The 18365-nt window shown below is 46.5% G+C and carries 14 protein-coding genes; 13 read left to right on the forward strand and 1 reads right to left on the reverse strand.

The genetic code is table 11. The features are described from left to right. Nucleotides 1-113: 113 nt before the first annotated feature. From hemF to FN815_RS03885, 4 genes are all read left to right on the forward strand, one after another. Nucleotides 114-1046: an oxygen-dependent coproporphyrinogen oxidase gene (gene hemF / locus FN815_RS03870; protein WP_142453293.1), complete on the forward strand. Its 933-nt coding sequence runs from the start codon at nucleotides 114-116 to the stop codon at nucleotides 1044-1046. A 92-nt stretch (nucleotides 1047-1138) separates the two neighbouring features. After that, on the forward strand, nucleotides 1139-2122 hold the full coding sequence (gene hemB, locus FN815_RS03875) for a porphobilinogen synthase (protein WP_142453294.1): 984 nt from the start codon (nucleotides 1139-1141) through the stop codon (nucleotides 2120-2122). Between the two features lie 266 nt (nucleotides 2123-2388). Continuing rightward, entirely contained in the window at nucleotides 2389-3687 is a 1299-nt protein-coding gene (gene hemL, locus FN815_RS03880) for a glutamate-1-semialdehyde 2,1-aminomutase (RefSeq protein ID WP_142453435.1), read from the forward strand. Nucleotides 3688-3832: 145 nt separating this feature from the next. Continuing rightward, nucleotides 3833-4288, forward strand: a complete 456-nt coding sequence (locus tag FN815_RS03885) for an SRPBCC family protein (RefSeq protein ID WP_142453295.1) — start codon at nucleotides 3833-3835, stop codon at nucleotides 4286-4288. Between the two features lie 14 nt (nucleotides 4289-4302). Here FN815_RS03885 and FN815_RS03890 read toward each other — a convergent pair whose 3' ends face one another. Then, the gene (locus tag FN815_RS03890) at nucleotides 4303-5523 is read right to left on the reverse strand and encodes a hypothetical protein (protein WP_142453296.1); all 1221 of its coding nucleotides are present in this window, start codon (nucleotides 5521-5523) and stop codon (nucleotides 4303-4305) included. Between the two features lie 182 nt (nucleotides 5524-5705). Here FN815_RS03890 and FN815_RS03895 point away from each other — a divergent pair, with 182 nt between their 5' ends. The 9 genes from FN815_RS03895 to rpoN all read left to right on the forward strand — a co-directional run bounded on the left by FN815_RS03895 (nucleotide 5706) and on the right by rpoN (nucleotide 18251). Beyond that, entirely contained in the window at nucleotides 5706-6887 is a 1182-nt protein-coding gene (locus FN815_RS03895; protein ID WP_142453297.1) for an imelysin family protein, read from the forward strand. 83 nt (nucleotides 6888-6970) lie between these two features. Then, nucleotides 6971-8386, forward strand: coding sequence for a di-heme oxidoreductase family protein (locus tag FN815_RS03900; protein WP_142453298.1), 1416 nt, complete (start codon nucleotides 6971-6973; stop codon nucleotides 8384-8386). After that, on the forward strand, nucleotides 8383-9441 hold the full coding sequence (locus tag FN815_RS03905; RefSeq protein WP_142453299.1) for an imelysin family protein: 1059 nt from the start codon (nucleotides 8383-8385) through the stop codon (nucleotides 9439-9441). The genes FN815_RS03900 and FN815_RS03905 overlap by 4 nt, the downstream gene beginning before the upstream one ends. 96 nt (nucleotides 9442-9537) lie before the next feature. Continuing rightward, entirely contained in the window at nucleotides 9538-11052 is a 1515-nt protein-coding gene (locus FN815_RS03910) for a sodium:solute symporter (protein ID WP_142453300.1), read from the forward strand. Between the two features lie 314 nt (nucleotides 11053-11366). Continuing rightward, nucleotides 11367-13172, forward strand: coding sequence for a M3 family oligoendopeptidase (locus FN815_RS03915; protein ID WP_142453301.1), 1806 nt, complete (start codon nucleotides 11367-11369; stop codon nucleotides 13170-13172). Nucleotides 13173-13287: 115 nt separating this feature from the next. Then, on the forward strand, nucleotides 13288-14754 hold the full coding sequence (locus FN815_RS03920) for a GAF domain-containing protein (RefSeq protein WP_142453302.1): 1467 nt from the start codon (nucleotides 13288-13290) through the stop codon (nucleotides 14752-14754). Next, the gene (locus FN815_RS03925) at nucleotides 14754-15920 is read left to right on the forward strand and encodes a phosphopentomutase (RefSeq protein ID WP_142453303.1); all 1167 of its coding nucleotides are present in this window, start codon (nucleotides 14754-14756) and stop codon (nucleotides 15918-15920) included. Before FN815_RS03920 ends, FN815_RS03925 begins: the two co-directional genes overlap by 1 nt. Nucleotides 15921-16162: 242 nt before the next feature. Then, on the forward strand, nucleotides 16163-16753 hold the full coding sequence (locus tag FN815_RS03930; protein WP_142453304.1) for a DUF3109 family protein: 591 nt from the start codon (nucleotides 16163-16165) through the stop codon (nucleotides 16751-16753). After that, a complete protein-coding gene (gene rpoN / locus FN815_RS03935) occupies nucleotides 16743-18251 on the forward strand; it encodes an RNA polymerase factor sigma-54 (protein WP_142453305.1) in 1509 nt (502 codons plus the stop codon). The genes FN815_RS03930 and rpoN overlap by 11 nt, the downstream gene beginning before the upstream one ends. Nucleotides 18252-18365: the final 114 nt, after the last annotated feature.

The following is an 18365-nucleotide window of genomic DNA, read 5'->3' on the forward strand; positions in this document are numbered from 1 at the left end:
CATTAGCAAGAACCTATCTCTCTTCGGAGAGAGACAGGATTCAGCTTTGCTGTAATCCAGAGAGAGGGCGGTGGCTGATGATGGTAAGTTTTTAAATTGACATACGATCAACAATGACTTCAAAAAATCTAACTTCCATAAAACCTGAATTCACCAATTTTGTTTCTGATGTGCAACAGCATATCTGCGATGAACTGGAAGCCGTGGAAGGTACTCAGAAATTCCTGATTGAAGACTGGGAACGGGAGGGTTTCGGAGGTGGAAGTACCCGCATCATAGCGGATGGTGAGGTAATAGAAAAGGGAGGGGTGAATGTGTCTACGGTAGGCGGACCGCTACCGGAAGCCATGCAACAGAAATTTGAGGTGCCCGAATCCGAGTTTTTTGCCACGGGCGTGTCGCTGGTAATTCATCCTCGCAATCCCTTTGCACCCACGGTTCATGCCAATTACCGCTATTTTGAATTGTATGATAAAGAGAGCGGGGAACTGCGTGACCAGTGGTTTGGCGGCGGGGCCGATATGACGCCTTATTACCTGTTTCCAGAAGATGCCAAACACTTTCACCAGGTGCACAAAGAGGTGTGCGATCGCTTTGACCCGGAATATTATCCAACTTTTAAAGCGGAATGTGATACCTATTTTTTTAATCACCACCGGGAGGAAGCTCGTGGAATAGGTGGTTTATTTTTTGATTACCAGCGTCCGCATGAAGAACGATCTGTTGGAGACCTTTTTGAATTTGCCAAAGCAGCAGGTTTTGCCTTTACCGATGCCTACCTTCCCATCCTGAAAAAAAGAAAAGATTACGACTACAATAAGGAGCAGCGAAAGTGGCAGGAAATTCGCCGTGGGCGCTATGTAGAGTTTAATTTAATTCACGATCGCGGTACCTTATTTGGGTTGAAGACCAAAGGCCGCATCGAGTCCATTTTGATGAGCCTGCCGCCACAGGTTCGCTGGGTGTATGATCATCATCCCGAACCCGGCAGCCCGGAGGCTGAATTGGTCGAGCATTTGAAACCGATTGACTGGATTAATTACTGAACAAGTGAAAGGGGAAAAGTGAAAAGTCAAAAGTCAAAAGTTCTTAACCTTCTTTTCACTTTTGCCTTTTCACCTTTCACAAGGAAAACACCATGAACTACCCAACCACCCGATTACGCCGAAATCGACAATCCGCCGCCATCCGCGAGATGGTACAGGAACATCGCTTGCACCCGTCCGATTTTATCGCCCCAATTTTTATTATGGAAGGCGAGGAACAGAAGCAGGAAATCCCAAGCATGCCCGGTTATTACCGGTACACGCTGGATTTGCTCGGTAAGGAGCTGGAAGAATTAATCGAAGTTGGCATACAGTCGGTATTGCTTTTTGTGAAGGTGCCCGAATCCAAGAAGGATAACAAGGGAACGGAAGCACTAAATGATGAAGGCCTGATGCAACAATCCGTACGGTTCATCAAAGAGCATTACCCGGATTTGCTGGTGATGACCGATGTGGCCATGGACCCGTATTCATCTTATGGTCATGATGGCATTGTGGAAGACGGCGAGATTGTAAATGATCCATCCGTGGAAGTGCTGGCTGAAATGGCGGTGAGTCATGCCAAAGCCGGCGCCGATATGGTAGCTCCCTCTGATATGATGGACGGCCGCATTGGAGCCATGCGAAAAGCCATGGACGAAGCCGGTTTTGAAAACAAAGGCATCATGGCCTACAGCGCCAAATATGCATCCGCTTTTTATGGTCCGTTCCGGGATGCGTTGGATTCTGCCCCGGGCTTTGGTGATAAGAAAACCTACCAGATGAATCCTGCCAACGTGCATGAAGCTCTGCGTGAAGTGGAGCTGGATATCAACGAAGGCGCCGATATGGTGATGGTAAAACCAGGCATGCCCTATCTGGATGTAGTGCGAGCGGTGAAGCAAAATTTCAATATTCCGGTTTCGGTGTATAACGTTTCCGGTGAGTACGCAATGATTAAAGCCGCTGCCGAAAAGGGCTGGCTGAATGAGGAGGAAGTGATGATGGAATCCCTGATGGCCTTTAAGCGGGCCGGAGCCGATTTGATAGCGACTTATTTTGCTAAAGAGGCGGCTAAGGTGATCGCGGATTTGTAGGATTTTGGGATTGTGCGGATTTTCTGAAGTAGATGTTGGAAGAAGCAAGGAAAAGTCCTCCCTTGAGGGAGGTGCCGGAGTGAGTGAATACGAACTCTGGCGGAGGGTGTTCGTGCCAAGGGCATTTTGATGCTAATTTAACTTGAATCACTTTGGCTCCAACACCCCTCAAAATCAGTCAGGAACAGCTGACTGATTTATCTCCCCTCAAGGGGCGACTTGAAGGCCGTACAAAAATTATTTTTAGAATTACAGAAGACAGAATTATGAACTACCCAAACAGTAAAGAACTTTTTGAACGAGCATCCAAAGTAATTCCCGGCGGGGTTAATTCTCCGGTACGGGCTTTTAATAGTGTGGGCGGTACGCCGGTTTTCATCACAAAGGCCAATGGCGCTTATTTATGGGATGAAGAAGGCAATAAGTATATCGACTATATCAGTTCATGGGGACCTATGCTGCTTGGACATGCCGAGCCGGATGTGGTAAAAGCCGTACAGGAAACGGCAGCTAATTCTACCTCCTTTGGTGCCCCGACCAAGCTGGAAGTGGAGATGGCCGAGCTTATCACTAGCTCTGTGCCCGGTGTCGATAAGATCCGTATGGTAAATTCCGGGACCGAGGCTACTATGAGTGCGATCAGAGTGGCACGTGGTTATACCGGCAAAAACAAGATCATCAAGTTTAAGGGAAACTATCACGGGCACGGCGATTCTTTCCTGATTGAAGCCGGAAGCGGTGCCTTGACGATGGGCGAGCCGAGCAGCCCCGGTGTAACAGAAGGGACGGCCAAAGACACCCTCAACGCTGAGTACAACAATCTGGAATCGGTCGAGAACTTGGTAGAAGCCAATAAAGACGATATGGCTGCTATCATTCTGGAACCTATCGCCGGGAATATGGGATGCATCCCGCCAAAAGAAGGATTCCTGGAAGGATTAAGAGCACTTTGTGATGAACACGATATCGTCCTCATTTTTGATGAAGTGATGACCGGCTTTCGGGTTGATTTCCAAGGTGCCCAAAAAGTGTACGGTGTCACTGCCGATATGGTGACCTATGGCAAAATCATTGGAGCCGGATTGCCTGTTGGGGCCTATGGCGGCAAGCAGGAAATTATGGATTATGTAGCGCCTACCGGTCCGGTGTATCAGGCAGGTACACTTTCCGGGAATCCACTGGCCATGGCGGCTGGCTATACGCTGTTGAAGAAACTGAAGGAATCCCCGGCGGTGTATGAAGAGCTGGAGAAAAAAGCATCCGTGCTGGCAAATGGGATTGGGCAGATCCTCAAAAAATATGATATCCCGCATGCCATTAACTGTGTGGGTTCGATGGTTGGGGTGTTTTACTGTGAAGGTCCGGTGGAGACTTTTGATGATGCGAATCGCACCGACAAAGAACTTTTTGGGAAAATATTCCACGGTATGCTGAAAAGAGGAGTGCATCTGCCGCCTTCGCCCTTTGAGGCATTTTTCCTAAGCAATGCGCTTAGTTCGGAAGACATCACCAATACGCTTACGGCTTATGAAGAAACCATTGCGGAAATCACAGAATCGGAATAAAAAGTAGTTTCCATATTTTTTTGAAGAATACAGGCCGGGCAATGTTGTCCGGCCTTTTCATTAATGTGATAACGATGTCGGTTTATTGTTGCACTTAAGCCCCATTTTTCTAACTTGGTTTATCCGCTCACCAACCGATAAGCCGATGACGCTCCTTACTGTAACCAAGCAGATCAACGCGCCACTAAACAGGGTATTCAATACAATTTCTGATATCCGGAATTTTACAGAGGCGGTTCCCGATATCGTTCATGTAGAGTTTTTAACAGAACAAAAACATGGCGTAGGCACAAAATTCAGGGAAACCCGGGAAATAAACGGGCGCAAAGCGACCACTGATCTTGAAGTGACAGAGTTGAAAGAAGACGAATACATCCGGCTGGTTTCGGATGCAGGTGGTACGATCTGGGATTCATTATTCACCGTTAAGGAGAAAAAGGGAGTGACTGAATTAACCCTGACTATGGAAGCAAAACCTTACAAAATGATGGCAAAGTTAACCACTCCGCTCATGAAAGGTATTATGAAGAAAGCCCTCAAAAAGGATATGATCTCTCTGAAGAATTACTGCGAAGCAGATGCTCCAAAAAAGGCACTCTAAAGGAATTTAAGCATTTACCAAAGCTTCCATTTAGGGTTGTGTTCAGCTACCGGCTGACCCTCCATGGATTCGGCAATAAGATCATCCAGAAAAACGTCCGGCTCAAAAACAAGGGATCTCCAATTCGGGTAGAGGCGGTCAAGTATTTCAGCCTGGGCCCATCCGCTGTAGTAAAACATGGTTTCACTAAAACTTAAATCACTGCTTAACTGGCGTATTTCCTGCACTTTATGATCGTTGGCATTTTGGTAAAAACTGAAATCATCGTCTTTTTGCATACCGGGCAGAGGCTTATATGACTCTTCCGAAGCTTTGAGCCAGATGTTTAATTCAGCGTATTTAGCCATTCCTTCCAGCCATTCACGGTTTTTCTCATAATGGACAAGGGTAGAGTCAATGGTGCTCTGGCGATCTTGCCGCATAATCAACCATTGCTGAACATCTTGTTTGAATTTGCGCGGATCTTTCTCTTCGATAGCTTTGGCCAGCAGTCGGCGTTCCTCCACCCATTTGTTGCGAAAGGCTGCATCATTCCAGGGATAAGTGTCTTCTAAAACGGCACATTTTTCGGCTTCCAACAGTCTGTCATAAGCTACATTAGCCTGGAAAGCATGGAAACTCTCATGTAAAATACCAGCCACGTGCCAATCGCTGTCAAACTTATTAACCAGCAATTGATAAGGCATGACCGGTTTTAGGATGTTCGGCAAATCATCCCGTATCATTTTAATAAGCTGGATTTGGGTCCAGGTTTTGGTCGTCATGCTGGCCGCAAAGGTATAACCAATTTGGACGATGAATGCCTGTGGTGTTTCTCCATTTTCAGGAAGTGGCTGACGGAAATAAGGCATTTTGCCACTGGTGGCTTCCCAATAAGTTCCATGAAATGAGGAATAGGGGACCTTTTTCCATCCTGGTGCCGGATCATCAATGCCGGTTAGAAAAGCATAAGATTCATTATATAGCAGTATGGGAATTTCCTGATCTCCCCAGCCGGGCCATACTTCGTTGCCCAGAGTTTTGCGGAGGTGGGTGATTTCTGACAGCCTGTTTTGTTCTGTGTCGGATAATTCACTGAGATAGGGAGAAGCTTCTGGAAGACTCAAATTGTACAGAGCCATCCCTGCCATGACAATGCCAAGAACTATGAATGAGGCGATAAAAACTTTTTTGATAGTAGAAAGGCACCCGCTTTTTGGCTTACCCATACGCTCCTCCATTCTATAAATGTTCATAGCATGAAAGCGGTTTTTTATGAATAATTGATGAAAGGGAACGTATCGATGGGAATACTTACTCATTAAAAGCATAGAGTAAAAAGCCCGAAGATCGTTAAATGTCGCAAACGGCTTTAGAAGCCAAGTATAAATCTGTATCTTATCTTTAATCAATCTAAATAAGAAATTTTAGTCTTCGTATGAAAAATTTGTTTTCAGTTGCAGCAATGCTAATTGTTTTGATGATAAGCGGTTGCAGCAACGACCAGCCACTGCGTCCGGTAGTTGAAACCTATGCCGATATTGCTCTGGCCAATTATGAGGATGCTCTTATTGATGCCGAGAATCTTAATGAAGTAGTAAATACATTCGTTGAAAATCCATCACCAGCAACCTTGGATTCCGCCAAAAAAGCTTGGCTAAATGCACGTGAGACTTATGGACAATCCGAGGCTTTTCGTTTTTACGGCGGTCCCATTGATGATGAAAATGGCCCGGAAGGACAACTTAACGCCTGGCCACTGGATGAATCCTATATCGATTATGTGGAAGCATCACCAAATGGAGAAGGGGAATCAGTGGGTACCAATATCATCAACAGCCCCGATGAATTTCCAGAAATCACAAAAGAGCTGATTGCCTCCTTGAATGAACAGGGAAGTGAAACCAATGTAAGCTCCGGTTATCACGCCGTTGAATTTCTTTTATGGGGACAGGATGTAAGTGAAGGACCCGGTGGAGGCGAGCGCCCTTATACCGATTACGTAACTGGACCTGAAGGCACCCATGATCATCAGGAGCGACGGGCCACCTACTTGACCGAGGTTACCGAATTAATCACCGACGACTTGCAGATGCTGGTTAATGAATGGGAGAAAGGGCAGGATAATTATCGTGCTTTCTTTACTTCCGAAGAGCAAATTGAGACTTCCATTGGCCGCATTTTGAATGGTATTGGCAAGCTCAGCAAAGGAGAATTGGCCGGGGAGCGCATGTTTGTATCCTGGGATCTGCGCAGCAAAGAAGACGAGCATTCTTGCTTCAGCGATAATACCCACCGCGATATTGTGACCAATGCCATCGGTATTCGAAATGTCTTACTTGGAGAATATGAACGAATCGACGGCACCGTGATCTCAGGTCCCAGCGTACTGGATGTTATTGAAGATGCCAATCCTGAACTTGCCGAAGAATTAAAAGAGACGGTAAACCAAAGCGTACGACTTACCCAGCAAATTGAGCCTCCTTTTGATCAGCAGATTTTAAGTCAGGAAGGGCGTCAGCAAATTATGGAAGCTATTAACTCCTTGCGTCGTCAGGGAGACCTGATTGCAGAAGCTGCGGCTATATTGGGTTATAACGTAGATCCGGATGCTATCTAATTTGTTATTTGTTAGTGGTTATTTGTAAGGCTAAAAGCTTGCAAGCCTGATAATCATTAACGAATAAACCATTAACCATACTCATGGGCAAAATTTCGAAGATAAGTTCTGTAATACTCATCCTGCTTTTATTTGCAGGCTTTATTCTCATCTACAGTCAGGGTTGGTTTGATCCGCTGTCGGAATACCGGGTTGAAGGTGAGCAGTATAGCGGGGGAGAAACCACCGTTTTCAACGAATCGGTGAACGCATTCGGGGAAGCAGCGCCCAATCTCACCGGAAATAAAGATCTGTTTTTTGTAAGCGGCAATGCCTTTTTCAAAAGAAATTGGGTGAGTTCACCCGCTTCAACAGCTGATCTTGATGGACTGGGCCCTTTATTTAATGCCCGTTCCTGTTCCAGTTGTCATCTGCTGGATGGGAGAGGCAAACCACCACAGGATATCGATGAGCAACCGGTTGATCTTTTGTTTAGGCTGAGCCTCCCCTCTGAGAGCGGTAACGGAACCCGCCCCTCCAAAAATTATGGCGGTCAGTTTAACCACATGTCGGTTTTGGGGGTGGAACCCGAAGGCGATGTACGTGTTCGCTATGAAGAGGTGCCCGGCGAGTATCCCGATGGAAGCAGTTACTCGTTGCGAAAGCCGGTCTACGAATTTGACAGTCTTGCCTATGGCGATCTTCCTGACGACATCATGATATCACCCCGTATTGCCCAGCACCTGGTGGGCCTGGGATTGCTGGAGGCTATCCCTAAAGAACGCCTGGAAGAACTGGCAGATCCTGAGGATGCAGATGGCGACGGTATCTCCGGCCGAATTAATTATGTGTATGATTATGTGAACGAGAAAATGTCCGTAGGTCGTTTTGGCTGGAAGGCCAATGAACCTTCGGTGCGTCAACAAACGGCCGTTGCCTTCAGGGAAGATATCGGGATTACCTCGCATCTTTTTCCGGTTGAGCTGTGTGCCGAAAATCAACAGGACTGCCACGAATCTCCCAGTGGAGGAGATCCCGAATTATCCCAGGATATTCTGGATCGCGTTGCTTTATACACCGAAACCATTGCGGTGCCGGCCCGCCGGAACTGGGATTCTAAGGAAGTGCTGAGAGGTAAGAAGGCTTTTATGGAAAGCGGGTGTTCCTCATGTCATGTTCCCAAGCAGCAAACCGGAACGCATCCTGAGCATCCCGAATTTTCAAACCAAACGATCTACCCCTACACTGATTTATTGTTGCATGATATGGGGCCGGGTTTGGCCGACGGACGTCCCGATTGGAAAGCAACCGGAACCGAATGGAGAACCCCGCCGCTTTGGGGCATCGGCTTGATAGAAACCGTGAGCGGCCATACTTTTTTCTTGCACGACGGCCGTGCCCGAAACCTGGAAGAAGCCATTTTGTGGCATGGCGGAGAAGCCGAAGAAGCTAAAATGGCTTTTAAGAAACTTCCCAAAGCCGAACGAGAAAATCTCATCAAATTTTTGCAGTCATTATGAGCCAAATGAAATCTTTCTTTTTGTTGATCGCGCTGCTGATATTATCCGGTTGTGGCAATCAATTTGACCGGACAAGAATACTCGATAATGCCGCCGATAACCTGATCATTCCTGCTTACGAGGATTTTAAAGACAAATCAGATTCACTGCATATCGCACTGATGGCCTTTACTGAGAACCCAACAGAAGGCATGCTTCAAACTGCTCAAGAGCGTTGGAAAGCAAGCATAAAAAGCTGGAAACGGGCGGAGTTGTATAATTTTGGTCCGGTAGAAAGCATGGTACTGGTGACCTCCATTGACCGCTGGCCCACCAGCGAAGCAGGTATTGAAACGGTCATTGAGGAATACGACGACTCGGATGATTACCTGGTTCGCGTAGGCAGCAACCGCAGAGGATTGCCAGCTATCGAATATCTGCTTTTTCACAGCCAGCCCGAAGAAATTATCACTGAATTTGAGGACGCCAACCGGAAAGCTTACCTGTTACAACTTTCTGCTTCAGTTGCGGAAAACAGTGCGCTTATTTTAGATGAATGGCAAAATGAATACAAGCACCGGTTTATCGAAAAAACCGGAAACCGGCCTAACTCAGGCATCACATTGCTGGCCAATGAAATGGGGTATCTACTGGAGATGATTCGCATGGATAAGCTGGAAATTCCCTTTGGTAAACAGACGATGGGTGCGCTTCGCCTGCATATGCTGGAATCAGAGTATGCCGGAATCTCCAAACAGCTAATTCGCGAAAACCTTGAAAGTGCACGCCACACTTTTAACGGAGGCGAGGGTACAGGTTTTGACGATTATTTGGATGGATTGAATATACGTGGTGATGACGGAATGATGCTTTCAGAAGCCATCAACCAGGAATATGCCAACGCGCTGGCTATCATTGACAACATGGATGGAAGTCTTGCCGAAGTGATGCAAAATGACAAAGAAGCCGTAGAGCAACTTATCGAGAGCGTTCAGCAATTGTACATTTATACCGAAGTGGATATGATTTCTCAGCTGAATATCCTCGATACCTTTAGCGATAATGATGGTGATTAAGGCTGGGAAATGCCGCATCAGAAAATTTCATATCTGCAATTAACCGGCAAATTTTAGATTTTCAGCGCGTTAACCCAAACAAACCGGGACGTGCCCTTGGCTTTCAGTTTTATCGATTATGCGGTTATAGTGCTGTATTTGGCCGGTGTGGCTTACCTGGGGCTCAAATCTTCCGGCCAACAAACTTCCAATAAAGACTACTTTTTAGGCGGAGACGGCTTGCCCTGGTGGGCGGTTTTATTTTCCGTAGTAGCGACCGAAACCAGTACCCTTACCTTTATCAGTATTCCGGCCGTAGCTTATGGCGGTAACCTGACTTTTCTTCAAATTACGGTTGGCTACGTAATCGGGCGGGTGATTGTGGCACTTTTCTTTCTCCCCAAATACTACGAAGGCGAATTATACACAGCCTACACATTCTTAGAACACCGATTTGGGGCGGGTATGCGTAATGCAGCCAGCACTACATTCATGATTACACGGTTGCTGGCTGATGGTGTGCGTTTGTTTGCAACGGCCATCCCCCTGGCCATTATTTTGCGGCTGGGTGGTGCCTTTGCCGGCTGGGGAGATCTGGAACTGTATATCTTATCCATTTTTGTGATTACCGCCATTACCTTGGTGTACACTTTTTTCGGGGGAATCAAAGCCGTGGTTTGGATGGATTTTGTACAGATGATCGTCTACATCGGCGGCGCATTTATCGCTATTGGGGTACTTTTCGCGAATCTTCCCGCTGGTTTTGAATTGCCACAAGCCAAGCTACAACTTATTGATACCGGTTTTGATTTATCTTTCCGGGATTTTATAGCTCAGCCTTATACCATTATTACCGCTATAGTTGGCGGCGCAGTCTTTTCCCTTGCTTCCCACGGCACCGATCAATTATTGGTGCAGAGAGTTTTAGCTACCCGAAATCTTAAGTCGGCACAAAAAGCTATGATCTGGAGCGGGATTGTAGCCATGCTGCAATTTGCGCTTTTCCTCGGTGTAGGCTTGTTGTTGTTTATGTTTTACGAGGGGATGTCGGCCGAGCAAATGGGATTGGCCACTACAGACGAAATCTTTGCCAAATTCATTGTTGAACAATTGCCGGCCGGTATTTCCGGTTTGATCGTGGCCTCATTGTTTGCCGCCGCCATGAGTAGCCTGAGTTCTTCTCTGAATTCCCTGGCCTCATCCACCACCTATGATTTATACAAACCCTACTTTGGTAAACAAAATACGGAAGCGAAGGATCTTTCCATCTCCCGCAGAATTACCTTGGTTTGGGGCGTGATTTTGGCTGCATCTGCTATTTTCTTTGCGGTGCTGCAACTGCAAGAAGGCGAGCGCCCGGCTATTGTGGAATTAGGATTGGGCATCGCTTCCTACACCTACGGAGGGTTGTTGGGTGCTTTTCTTTTGGGGATGTTTTTTGATAAGCCCGACAAAACCGATGCCCTTATTGGTTTTTTCTGTGGGTTGATTGCCCTATTATTTATGGTACAAGGACCGGTTCAAAACCTGTTGCCGGGTGAGGGGTTGGCCATTGCGTGGCCGCTCTACACGATGGTGGGTAGCCTGATTGTTTTACTTGCCGGTAACCTGAGCATGCTGATCCGGCGTTAAATTGTACCACGGCCTGTCCCGCGCTGTGGACAATGTGGCAAAGACGTTCAGGGTTTAATTCTATGTTGGAATCTAACGGGCCAATTTTCGTGGATCAATATATTCCTTCAAAACCCTTGGGCGAAAATTCTGCAACTGCGTAATCATAAATTCCTACCGATAGGAAGCCCCTAACGGGGCAGGATAATTTGCTATCTGAAATCTGCCAATCTGCAATCTTTAATTTCCCATCCCCATCACCCCAAAAATAAACCGCTGAATAGCTTTAATTCGCTTGTATCAAGCCCTATATTCCACATCAAAAAAATTGAGGAATGAGCGAAACTTCTGAAAAACAAAAAACCGGCGCTGAAAGTATCCATTGGGACCTTTCTGATTTATATGAATCCAATAATGATCCACAGTTGGAGGCCGACAAAAAGAAAGTTGTAGAACAGGCCGAAGCTTTTGCTGAAAAATATCACGGTAAGATTGCTGAACTGGATGCTTCTGACCTCAAAGTGATGTTGGATGCCTACGAGGAAATTCTTGATCTGAGAGGAAAAATAGGATCCTTTGCTTACCTGCAGTGGTCTACCGATACCGGCAATTCCGACTATGGAAAACTGGTGGCGGAATCCAACGAGCTGTCATCCGAGATTAGCCAGAAATTGGTTTTTGTGGATGTGGAATGGCTGGAAATTCCTGATGATAAAGCTCAGCAGTTGATAGAAAGTGAAGAGCTGAAGCCTTACAAACATTACCTGGAAAGTGCACGGCGCTACAAAGAGCACGTATTGGAAGAGAAACAGGAGCAAATCATGTCGGCCAAGTCTGTCACCGGCCGCAGTGCATGGGTTCGCTATTTTGATGAAACCCTTGGGTCTGCCAAGTTTGAACTGGATGGTGAGGAGCTCAGTGAGCAGGAAGTATTAAGCAAACTGCATGAAAGCGACCGGGATCTGAGGGAGCGGGCTCATGCCTCACTGACCAAGAAATTCAACGAATTGAGCCGCACGCTTACTTTCGTTTTTAATACAGTATTGGCTGACAAATCCACCAATGACAAGCTCCGAAAGTACAGCAGCTGGATTGACTCACGAAACCTGGCTAATGAAACCGACAAGGAGACCGTGGATGCGCTTATTGAATCGGTGACCGGAAAATACGAGCTGGTACAGCGCTACTACAAGCTGAAGAGCGAGTTGCTGGGACTGGACGAGATGAGAGATTACGACCGGTATGCCCCGATCGTTAAAAATCAGGCAACCATTGATTGGGGCGAAGCACAGAAGATGGTGCTGGATTCCTATTCCAATTTTCATCCGGAAATGGGAGAGATCACTCAAAAGTTTTTTGATGAAAACTGGATTGATGCAGCCATTAAACCCGGCAAACGCGGCGGAGCTTATTCAGCCAGTACGGTGCCTTCGGTGCATCCCTATGTTTTTATGAATTTTGACGGAAGAATCCGGGATGTGCAAACGTTGGCCCACGAGCTTGGCCACGGCGTGCACCAGTATTTATCACGGCAGCAAGGAGTCTTGCAATCTTCTACACCTTTGACCACGGCTGAAACGGCTTCGGTTTTTGGGGAGATGCTGGTCTTTCAAAAACTGATGAAAGAGCTGGACGATCCCAAAGAAAAACTGGCGCTTCTTATTGGTAAAATTGACGATACCATAGCTACGGTATTCCGTCAGATTTCCATGAATCGTTTTGAAGAAGCCATGCATACTGCCCGTCGGGAAGAAGGCGAGCTTACGACGGAGCGTTTCTCCGAACTATGGATGGAACAGCAGAAAGCACTCTACGGTGATTCTGTAAAACTAACTGACGAGTATGGCATCTGGTGGAGCTATATTCCCCACTTCTTGCATACGCCCGGCTACGTATACGCATACGCCTTTGGAGAACTGCTGGTGTTGGCTCTATATGAAGAATTTACCCAGCGCCCCGATGGCTTTGCGGAGCGTTACCTGGACCTGCTCAGTGCCGGTGGTTCGGAATGGCCACACGAGCTGGTAGGCAAAATGGGGCTCGATATCACCCAGCCTGATTTCTGGAAGAAAGGGTTGGCTTCATTTGAGCGCATGGTTGAAGAGGCCGAAGCCTTGAGTGAAGAAATACACGGGGCTTAATATTTGAGTTGTCTCAGGCAGGTTCAATGCGGAACCCTGCCTGAGAAGTTGGAGAATTGTATGCCGGAATTTTGTACCATCACCATGATGAACATCACACTTTAATGGAAATTACATGTCTATAGATCGACAAGACAGAGCGCTTCGGGAATTCAAACAAATCCTGCGGGATTTGGTGCATTTGCTGCGCACTTCCACCAATACTCAACTGGCATATTTATGCTGGGTGAACCGCTCACGCGGGCAATTTGTGTGGGAAACCAACAGCACGGGTTTGCCCAATGTGATGTTTAAAGACCGTGTGGCCTTTGAGAATCATTACCTCAATCCTTATCAGGATTTGGATGAGCCGGTGCAACTGGTGGTTGGAGAGGATGTGCCGAAAGCTAAACTGATGCATTACTTCGACTTTGTGCAGGCTAAGAACATTTTGATCATTCCCTTCATCAACAAAGAGGAAACGGTGGCTTTAACCGTACTTGAGTGTGAAAACAGCATTGATGTAGAGGCGATTCAGGATCGTATCATGGCTTACAACAATGCCATGGTGAATGTGTTGGATACTTACCTGGAAGTAGTAGATTTGCATGAGCATCAGCAGGAATGGGAAGGCTATGAAGAATCCGTACAAAAGATAGACCACCATTCGCACCGGGTTGAGATCCTGACCATCATGCTGGAAGAAATTCAAAAGCATTTACCCTCTGGCGGTGCCGTTTTATTGGCTCCGGGAATGAATTCCTGGAATGTGGTGCTTCGCTCCCGCAAAGCCCGCGAATTGCAAAAGCTGGGGCTGCAACTGGAAGAAAAAAGTGTAGCCTATGAGGCCCTCGAAAAAGGAGAGCCCATTTTTACCATGCATTTCAACAATAATCCCCGGCGGATTACTTCGGCAGAGAAAACGACCGACGGCGCCACTTTCGCTATTCCATTGATGGTCCATGATCGTCGCCAGGGTGTGATTGTGTGCAGTGATTCCGATCCGTTAACATTCAAAGAATCTACAAAACATAAGCTGGCAAACCTGGTGCGTATTGCGGCTTTAAATATCCAGGCTTCCGTGAAGAAGGGTGGAGTCAGTGATGAATTGCTGACTCAGCATTTTGGGGCTTTTATGCCGGAACTGTGGGAAGCAACCCTGAACTGTGAGCTGGCCAAGATCAAAAATGGTACCGCGGTAAATAAAACCTGGCTGGGCTTAGTGGCCCCCGAGGATGTATCAAGCCTTCGGACGAAATTCAGGCTCGAAGATCTCAAAAAAATACAAACGGACTTTGTTACCGCTTTGAATCCCTCACGCTATGGGCTTAGCGGTTATATCGGCTATAATTCCGATTATGTGTATTCTTTTATTATTCAAAGTGAAGAGGAAGACGCCGTAGCCGACTGGATGGAGAAAGTAAAGTCAAAACTGGATCTCGGTCTCAAACTTTCCATAGGTGGTAACCTGAAAGTGCGGTTTAAAGCCGGATATACTTTGTTGGATGAACATTCCGTTAACGCCTATCACGTTAAAGAGAAAGCTAAAAAAGCATTGTCAAAAGTGATGAATGAACAGGAAACCGAATTGGTGGAAGCGTAATGGGAAACGCATATGTTATTGTGATAGACGGATTGGGCGTTGGAGCGCAAGAGGACGCCCATCAGTATGGTGACGAAGAAATGAATACCCTGGGACATGTATGCCGTGATACAGGCGTGAAGCTTCCTAATCTCCAAAAAATGGGGATCGGAAATATCATTCCGCTTGAATCGGTTGCACCAATATCGGAGCCGCTGTCAGCCTGGGGAAAGCTGCGTGAAGTATCAGCTGGAAAAGATTCGACCACCGGTCACTGGGAAATTGCCGGTGTACAGTTAGAGCGACCATTTCCTACTTATCCTGAAGGATTTGCTTTAGAAGTCATCAACGATTTTTGTGAAGGTATTGGCGTTAAAAAAGCCCTGTGCAACAAGCCGTACTCAGGGACCGATGTTATTCGTGACTATGGGGAAGAGCATTTGGAAACGGGCTACCCGATTGTGTATACCTCGGCCGACAGCGTATTTCAAGTGGCTTGCCACACCGATGTGGTTTCGGTTGAAAAACTGTATGAGTGGTGTGAATTTGCCCGAAACGAAGTAATGACCGGTGAGCACGAAGTGGGCCGGGTAATTGCCCGTCCTTTTGAAGGAGAACCCGGTAATTTTGAGCGCATATCGGATAAACGGCACGATTATTCTTCTACACCGCCGGCCCATAATCTTGTACAAGTATTGTATGATGAAGGCTTTAAAACTTACTCCATTGGAAAGGTAGCAGATCTTTTTGCAGGTCAGGGTTTTACGCAATATCGCCCCACAAAAAGCAATGCGGAAGGTATTTCGCAGCTGCTTAGTTTGATGTCTGCCGGCCTGGACAACAGCTTTGTATTTGTAAACCTGATCGATACCGATCAGCTATTTGGGCACCGGCTGGATCCTGAGGGTTATGCCGGCAGTCTTGAAGAGTTTGACCGGGCTATTCCAGCTCTTGTTTCCAAAATCAGGGAAGACGATCTGCTCATTATTACAGGTGATCACGGAAATGATCCTTGTTCAGATAGCACGGATCATTCCAGGGAATTTGTGCCATTGCTGGTGTTTCCAAAGGCAACGGCAGTGCAGGAGAATTTGGGAACCGGCGAAACTTTTTCTAACATTGCCAGCTCAGTCGCAAAGTTTTTTGGGCTGAAGGCATCATTCCCCGGACAATCGTTTGTAGAATGATTGCACAGTGAACCGTTGGCCTATGGTTTGGGAAAACAGCAGTCATGAATATCAAACAACCTATTTCATCAAATCAGGTGTGGACTGCTGATACCTTACATGTAAAGAGAAGACATAACAAAAATTGAGAGGCTGCTATCCTTTGGCAAAATCAGGTAAGCCAAATGGGATATAGGTTCTGCAAGCTAAATCCACTGCAGACAAAAAATTGAAATAGATATCCTGATTTGTATCTTAATCCTATGTTTAAAGTTAAAAATACGATTCTATCAGACGATATTGCCACGGCTCGCTTTGCCTGTGATATCCCACGTTGCAAAGGGGCCTGCTGTGTAGTAGGGGATGCCGGCGCACCCGTAGCTAAATCAGAAATTCCTGTTTTGCACAAAGCGTTCAGAGTGCTGAAAAACGAATTAAGGCCCGAAGCTGTTAAAGTAGCTGAGGAGGAAGGTGTAGTGCTTGGAACCCAAAAATCTGGCTACGAGCTTGCTACCGTAGAAACAGAGGAATGTATATTTGTGCAATACGATGAAAACGAAGTGGCTTATTGCGCCATCCAGAAAGCTTTTTTTGAAGGGCGTTTTGGATGGGAGAAACCCATAAGCTGTCACCTTTTTCCCGTTCGTTTAAAACGGATGGCAGGCTTCGATTATGCAAATTTTGAATACGTGCCAACCTTATGTTCGGCCGCCTGCGAAAAGGGTAAAAAAGAGGATATCGGATTAGCAGAATTTTTAGAGAAGCCTCTCACCCGAAGGTATGGGGAAGAATGGTACCGTGAATTTTTAACGGCCTGCAGCACTATCAGGAATAAAGAGTCGCATGCTACGTAATCAACAGAATCTGAATCAGAAGCAGCAGCAAAGTCTGCAGCAAAAGCTATCTCCGCAACAACTGCAATACATCAAGCTATTGCAATTGCCGGCTATGGCCCTTGAACAGCGCATAAAAGAGGAGATGGAGGCTAATCCTGTATTAGAAGAAGTTGATCCCGGAGAAACCGAAACGGTAAGTCTTTCAGAGGTAGAAGAATCACCAAAGGAAGAAAAAGAAGAGGCGCTCGAAAGCCTTGAAGAGCATGAAGTAGATTGGGACGACTACGACACCAATACCGAATATGAGGGGGAGACCTACAGCACCAACTACAATCCCGATGCTGAAGAATGGCGTGATCTCCCCAATCCCTATCAAGCCTCTTTTTTAGAGGAACTGGAAGAACAGGTGAGCCTGCTGAATTTTACGGATGAAGAACAACTTATCGCCGATCAAATTTTGGGCTCGCTGGATGAAGACGGCTACTTTCGCAGGGAAACGGAAGCAGTGGTTGACAATATTGCCTTTAACGAGGGGGTGCTGGTTGATGAGGATATGGTGGAAGATGTCCGTAAGCAGATACAGCAGCTGGAGCCTCTTGGCATTGCCTCGCGAGATTTAAGGGATTGCCTGTTGGTTCAGCTCAGGGCTGCCAACACGGATTTGCCTGGCCGCGATTTAGCCATCGATATTGTCGAAAATGCCTGGAAATCATTCGAGAAAAAGCATTTTAAGAAGCTGTTGCAGAAGTTCAATATTGACCGGGAAGAACTGCAGGAAGCTTTTCAGGCCATACGACACATGGATCCCCGGCCTGGTTCGGTAGCCAGCGACATGGAAGAAACTCAAAACTACATCGAACCGGATTTTGAGGTGTACTGGCGAAGCGCAAGCGAAGGAGAAACCACGAGGGGGGAGTTTGTGATCAATTTAAATCAGCGAAACGCCCCATCACTGCGTATCTCTCCCGAATACAAGCAGATGTGGGAAGAGATTAAAGCCAAGAAAAAAAAGAATACCGACACTGAAACCCGCACCTTCATGAAGAGCAAGATAGACTCGGCCCAGTGGTTTATTGAGTCTATCCGCCAGCGTCAAAACACGCTGATGAACATCATGAAAACCATTGTAGCCCTACAGGAAGATTTTTTCAAATATGGGGAAGGTCTGAAGCCCATGATCCTAAAAGATGTGGCCGAGCGTATTGGTATGGATATTTCAACGGTATCCAGGGTGGTAAACGGGAAGTATGTACAAACACATTCCGGGGTATTTGAACTCAAGTACTTTTTTAATGAAGGGTTGGAAACGGAAAGTGGGGAAGAGGTATCAAACCGCGAGGTCAAGAATATTTTGCAGGACCTGATTGATAACGAGGATAAACAGAAGCCGTACAGCGATCAGGAGCTTACCAATATGTTAAACGACAAAGGGTACAAAGTGGCGAGGCGTACGGTTAGTAAATACCGCGAGCAGCTAAACGAGCCGGTAGCCCGTATGCGCAAGCAGGTTATTTAAGAGATTTAAGATTAAAAATTGAAGATTACAGATTGAGGGAGTCCAATCCCTATAGACCATATTTTTGCTATAAGATTCCATGTTCTATAAGCCAACAAAGTTGTCTGCTGAATT

The sequence above is a fragment of the Gracilimonas mengyeensis genome, assembly GCF_900182705.1.
Taxonomy (GTDB): domain Bacteria; phylum Bacteroidota; class Rhodothermia; order Balneolales; family Balneolaceae; genus Gracilimonas; species Gracilimonas mengyeensis.

Coding starts and splice junctions, on each gene's coding strand:
- hemF (WP_142453293.1), top strand. CDS start 114: ATGACTTCAAAAAATCTAACTTCCATAAAACCTGAATTCACCAATTTT.
- FN815_RS03920 (WP_142453302.1), top strand. CDS start 13,288: ATGTCTATAGATCGACAAGACAGAGCGCTTCGGGAATTCAAACAAATC.
- hemB (WP_142453294.1), top strand. CDS start 1,139: ATGAACTACCCAACCACCCGATTACGCCGAAATCGACAATCCGCCGCC.
- FN815_RS03890 (WP_142453296.1), bottom strand. CDS start 5,523: ATGAACATTTATAGAATGGAGGAGCGTATGGGTAAGCCAAAAAGCGGG.
- FN815_RS03895 (WP_142453297.1), top strand. CDS start 5,706: ATGAAAAATTTGTTTTCAGTTGCAGCAATGCTAATTGTTTTGATGATA.
- FN815_RS03900 (WP_142453298.1), top strand. CDS start 6,971: ATGGGCAAAATTTCGAAGATAAGTTCTGTAATACTCATCCTGCTTTTA.
- hemL (WP_142453435.1), top strand. CDS start 2,389: ATGAACTACCCAAACAGTAAAGAACTTTTTGAACGAGCATCCAAAGTA.
- FN815_RS03905 (WP_142453299.1), top strand. CDS start 8,383: ATGAGCCAAATGAAATCTTTCTTTTTGTTGATCGCGCTGCTGATATTA.
- rpoN (WP_142453305.1), top strand. CDS start 16,743: ATGCTACGTAATCAACAGAATCTGAATCAGAAGCAGCAGCAAAGTCTG.
- FN815_RS03915 (WP_142453301.1), top strand. CDS start 11,367: ATGAGCGAAACTTCTGAAAAACAAAAAACCGGCGCTGAAAGTATCCAT.
- FN815_RS03885 (WP_142453295.1), top strand. CDS start 3,833: ATGACGCTCCTTACTGTAACCAAGCAGATCAACGCGCCACTAAACAGG.
- FN815_RS03925 (WP_142453303.1), top strand. CDS start 14,754: ATGGGAAACGCATATGTTATTGTGATAGACGGATTGGGCGTTGGAGCG.
- FN815_RS03930 (WP_142453304.1), top strand. CDS start 16,163: ATGTTTAAAGTTAAAAATACGATTCTATCAGACGATATTGCCACGGCT.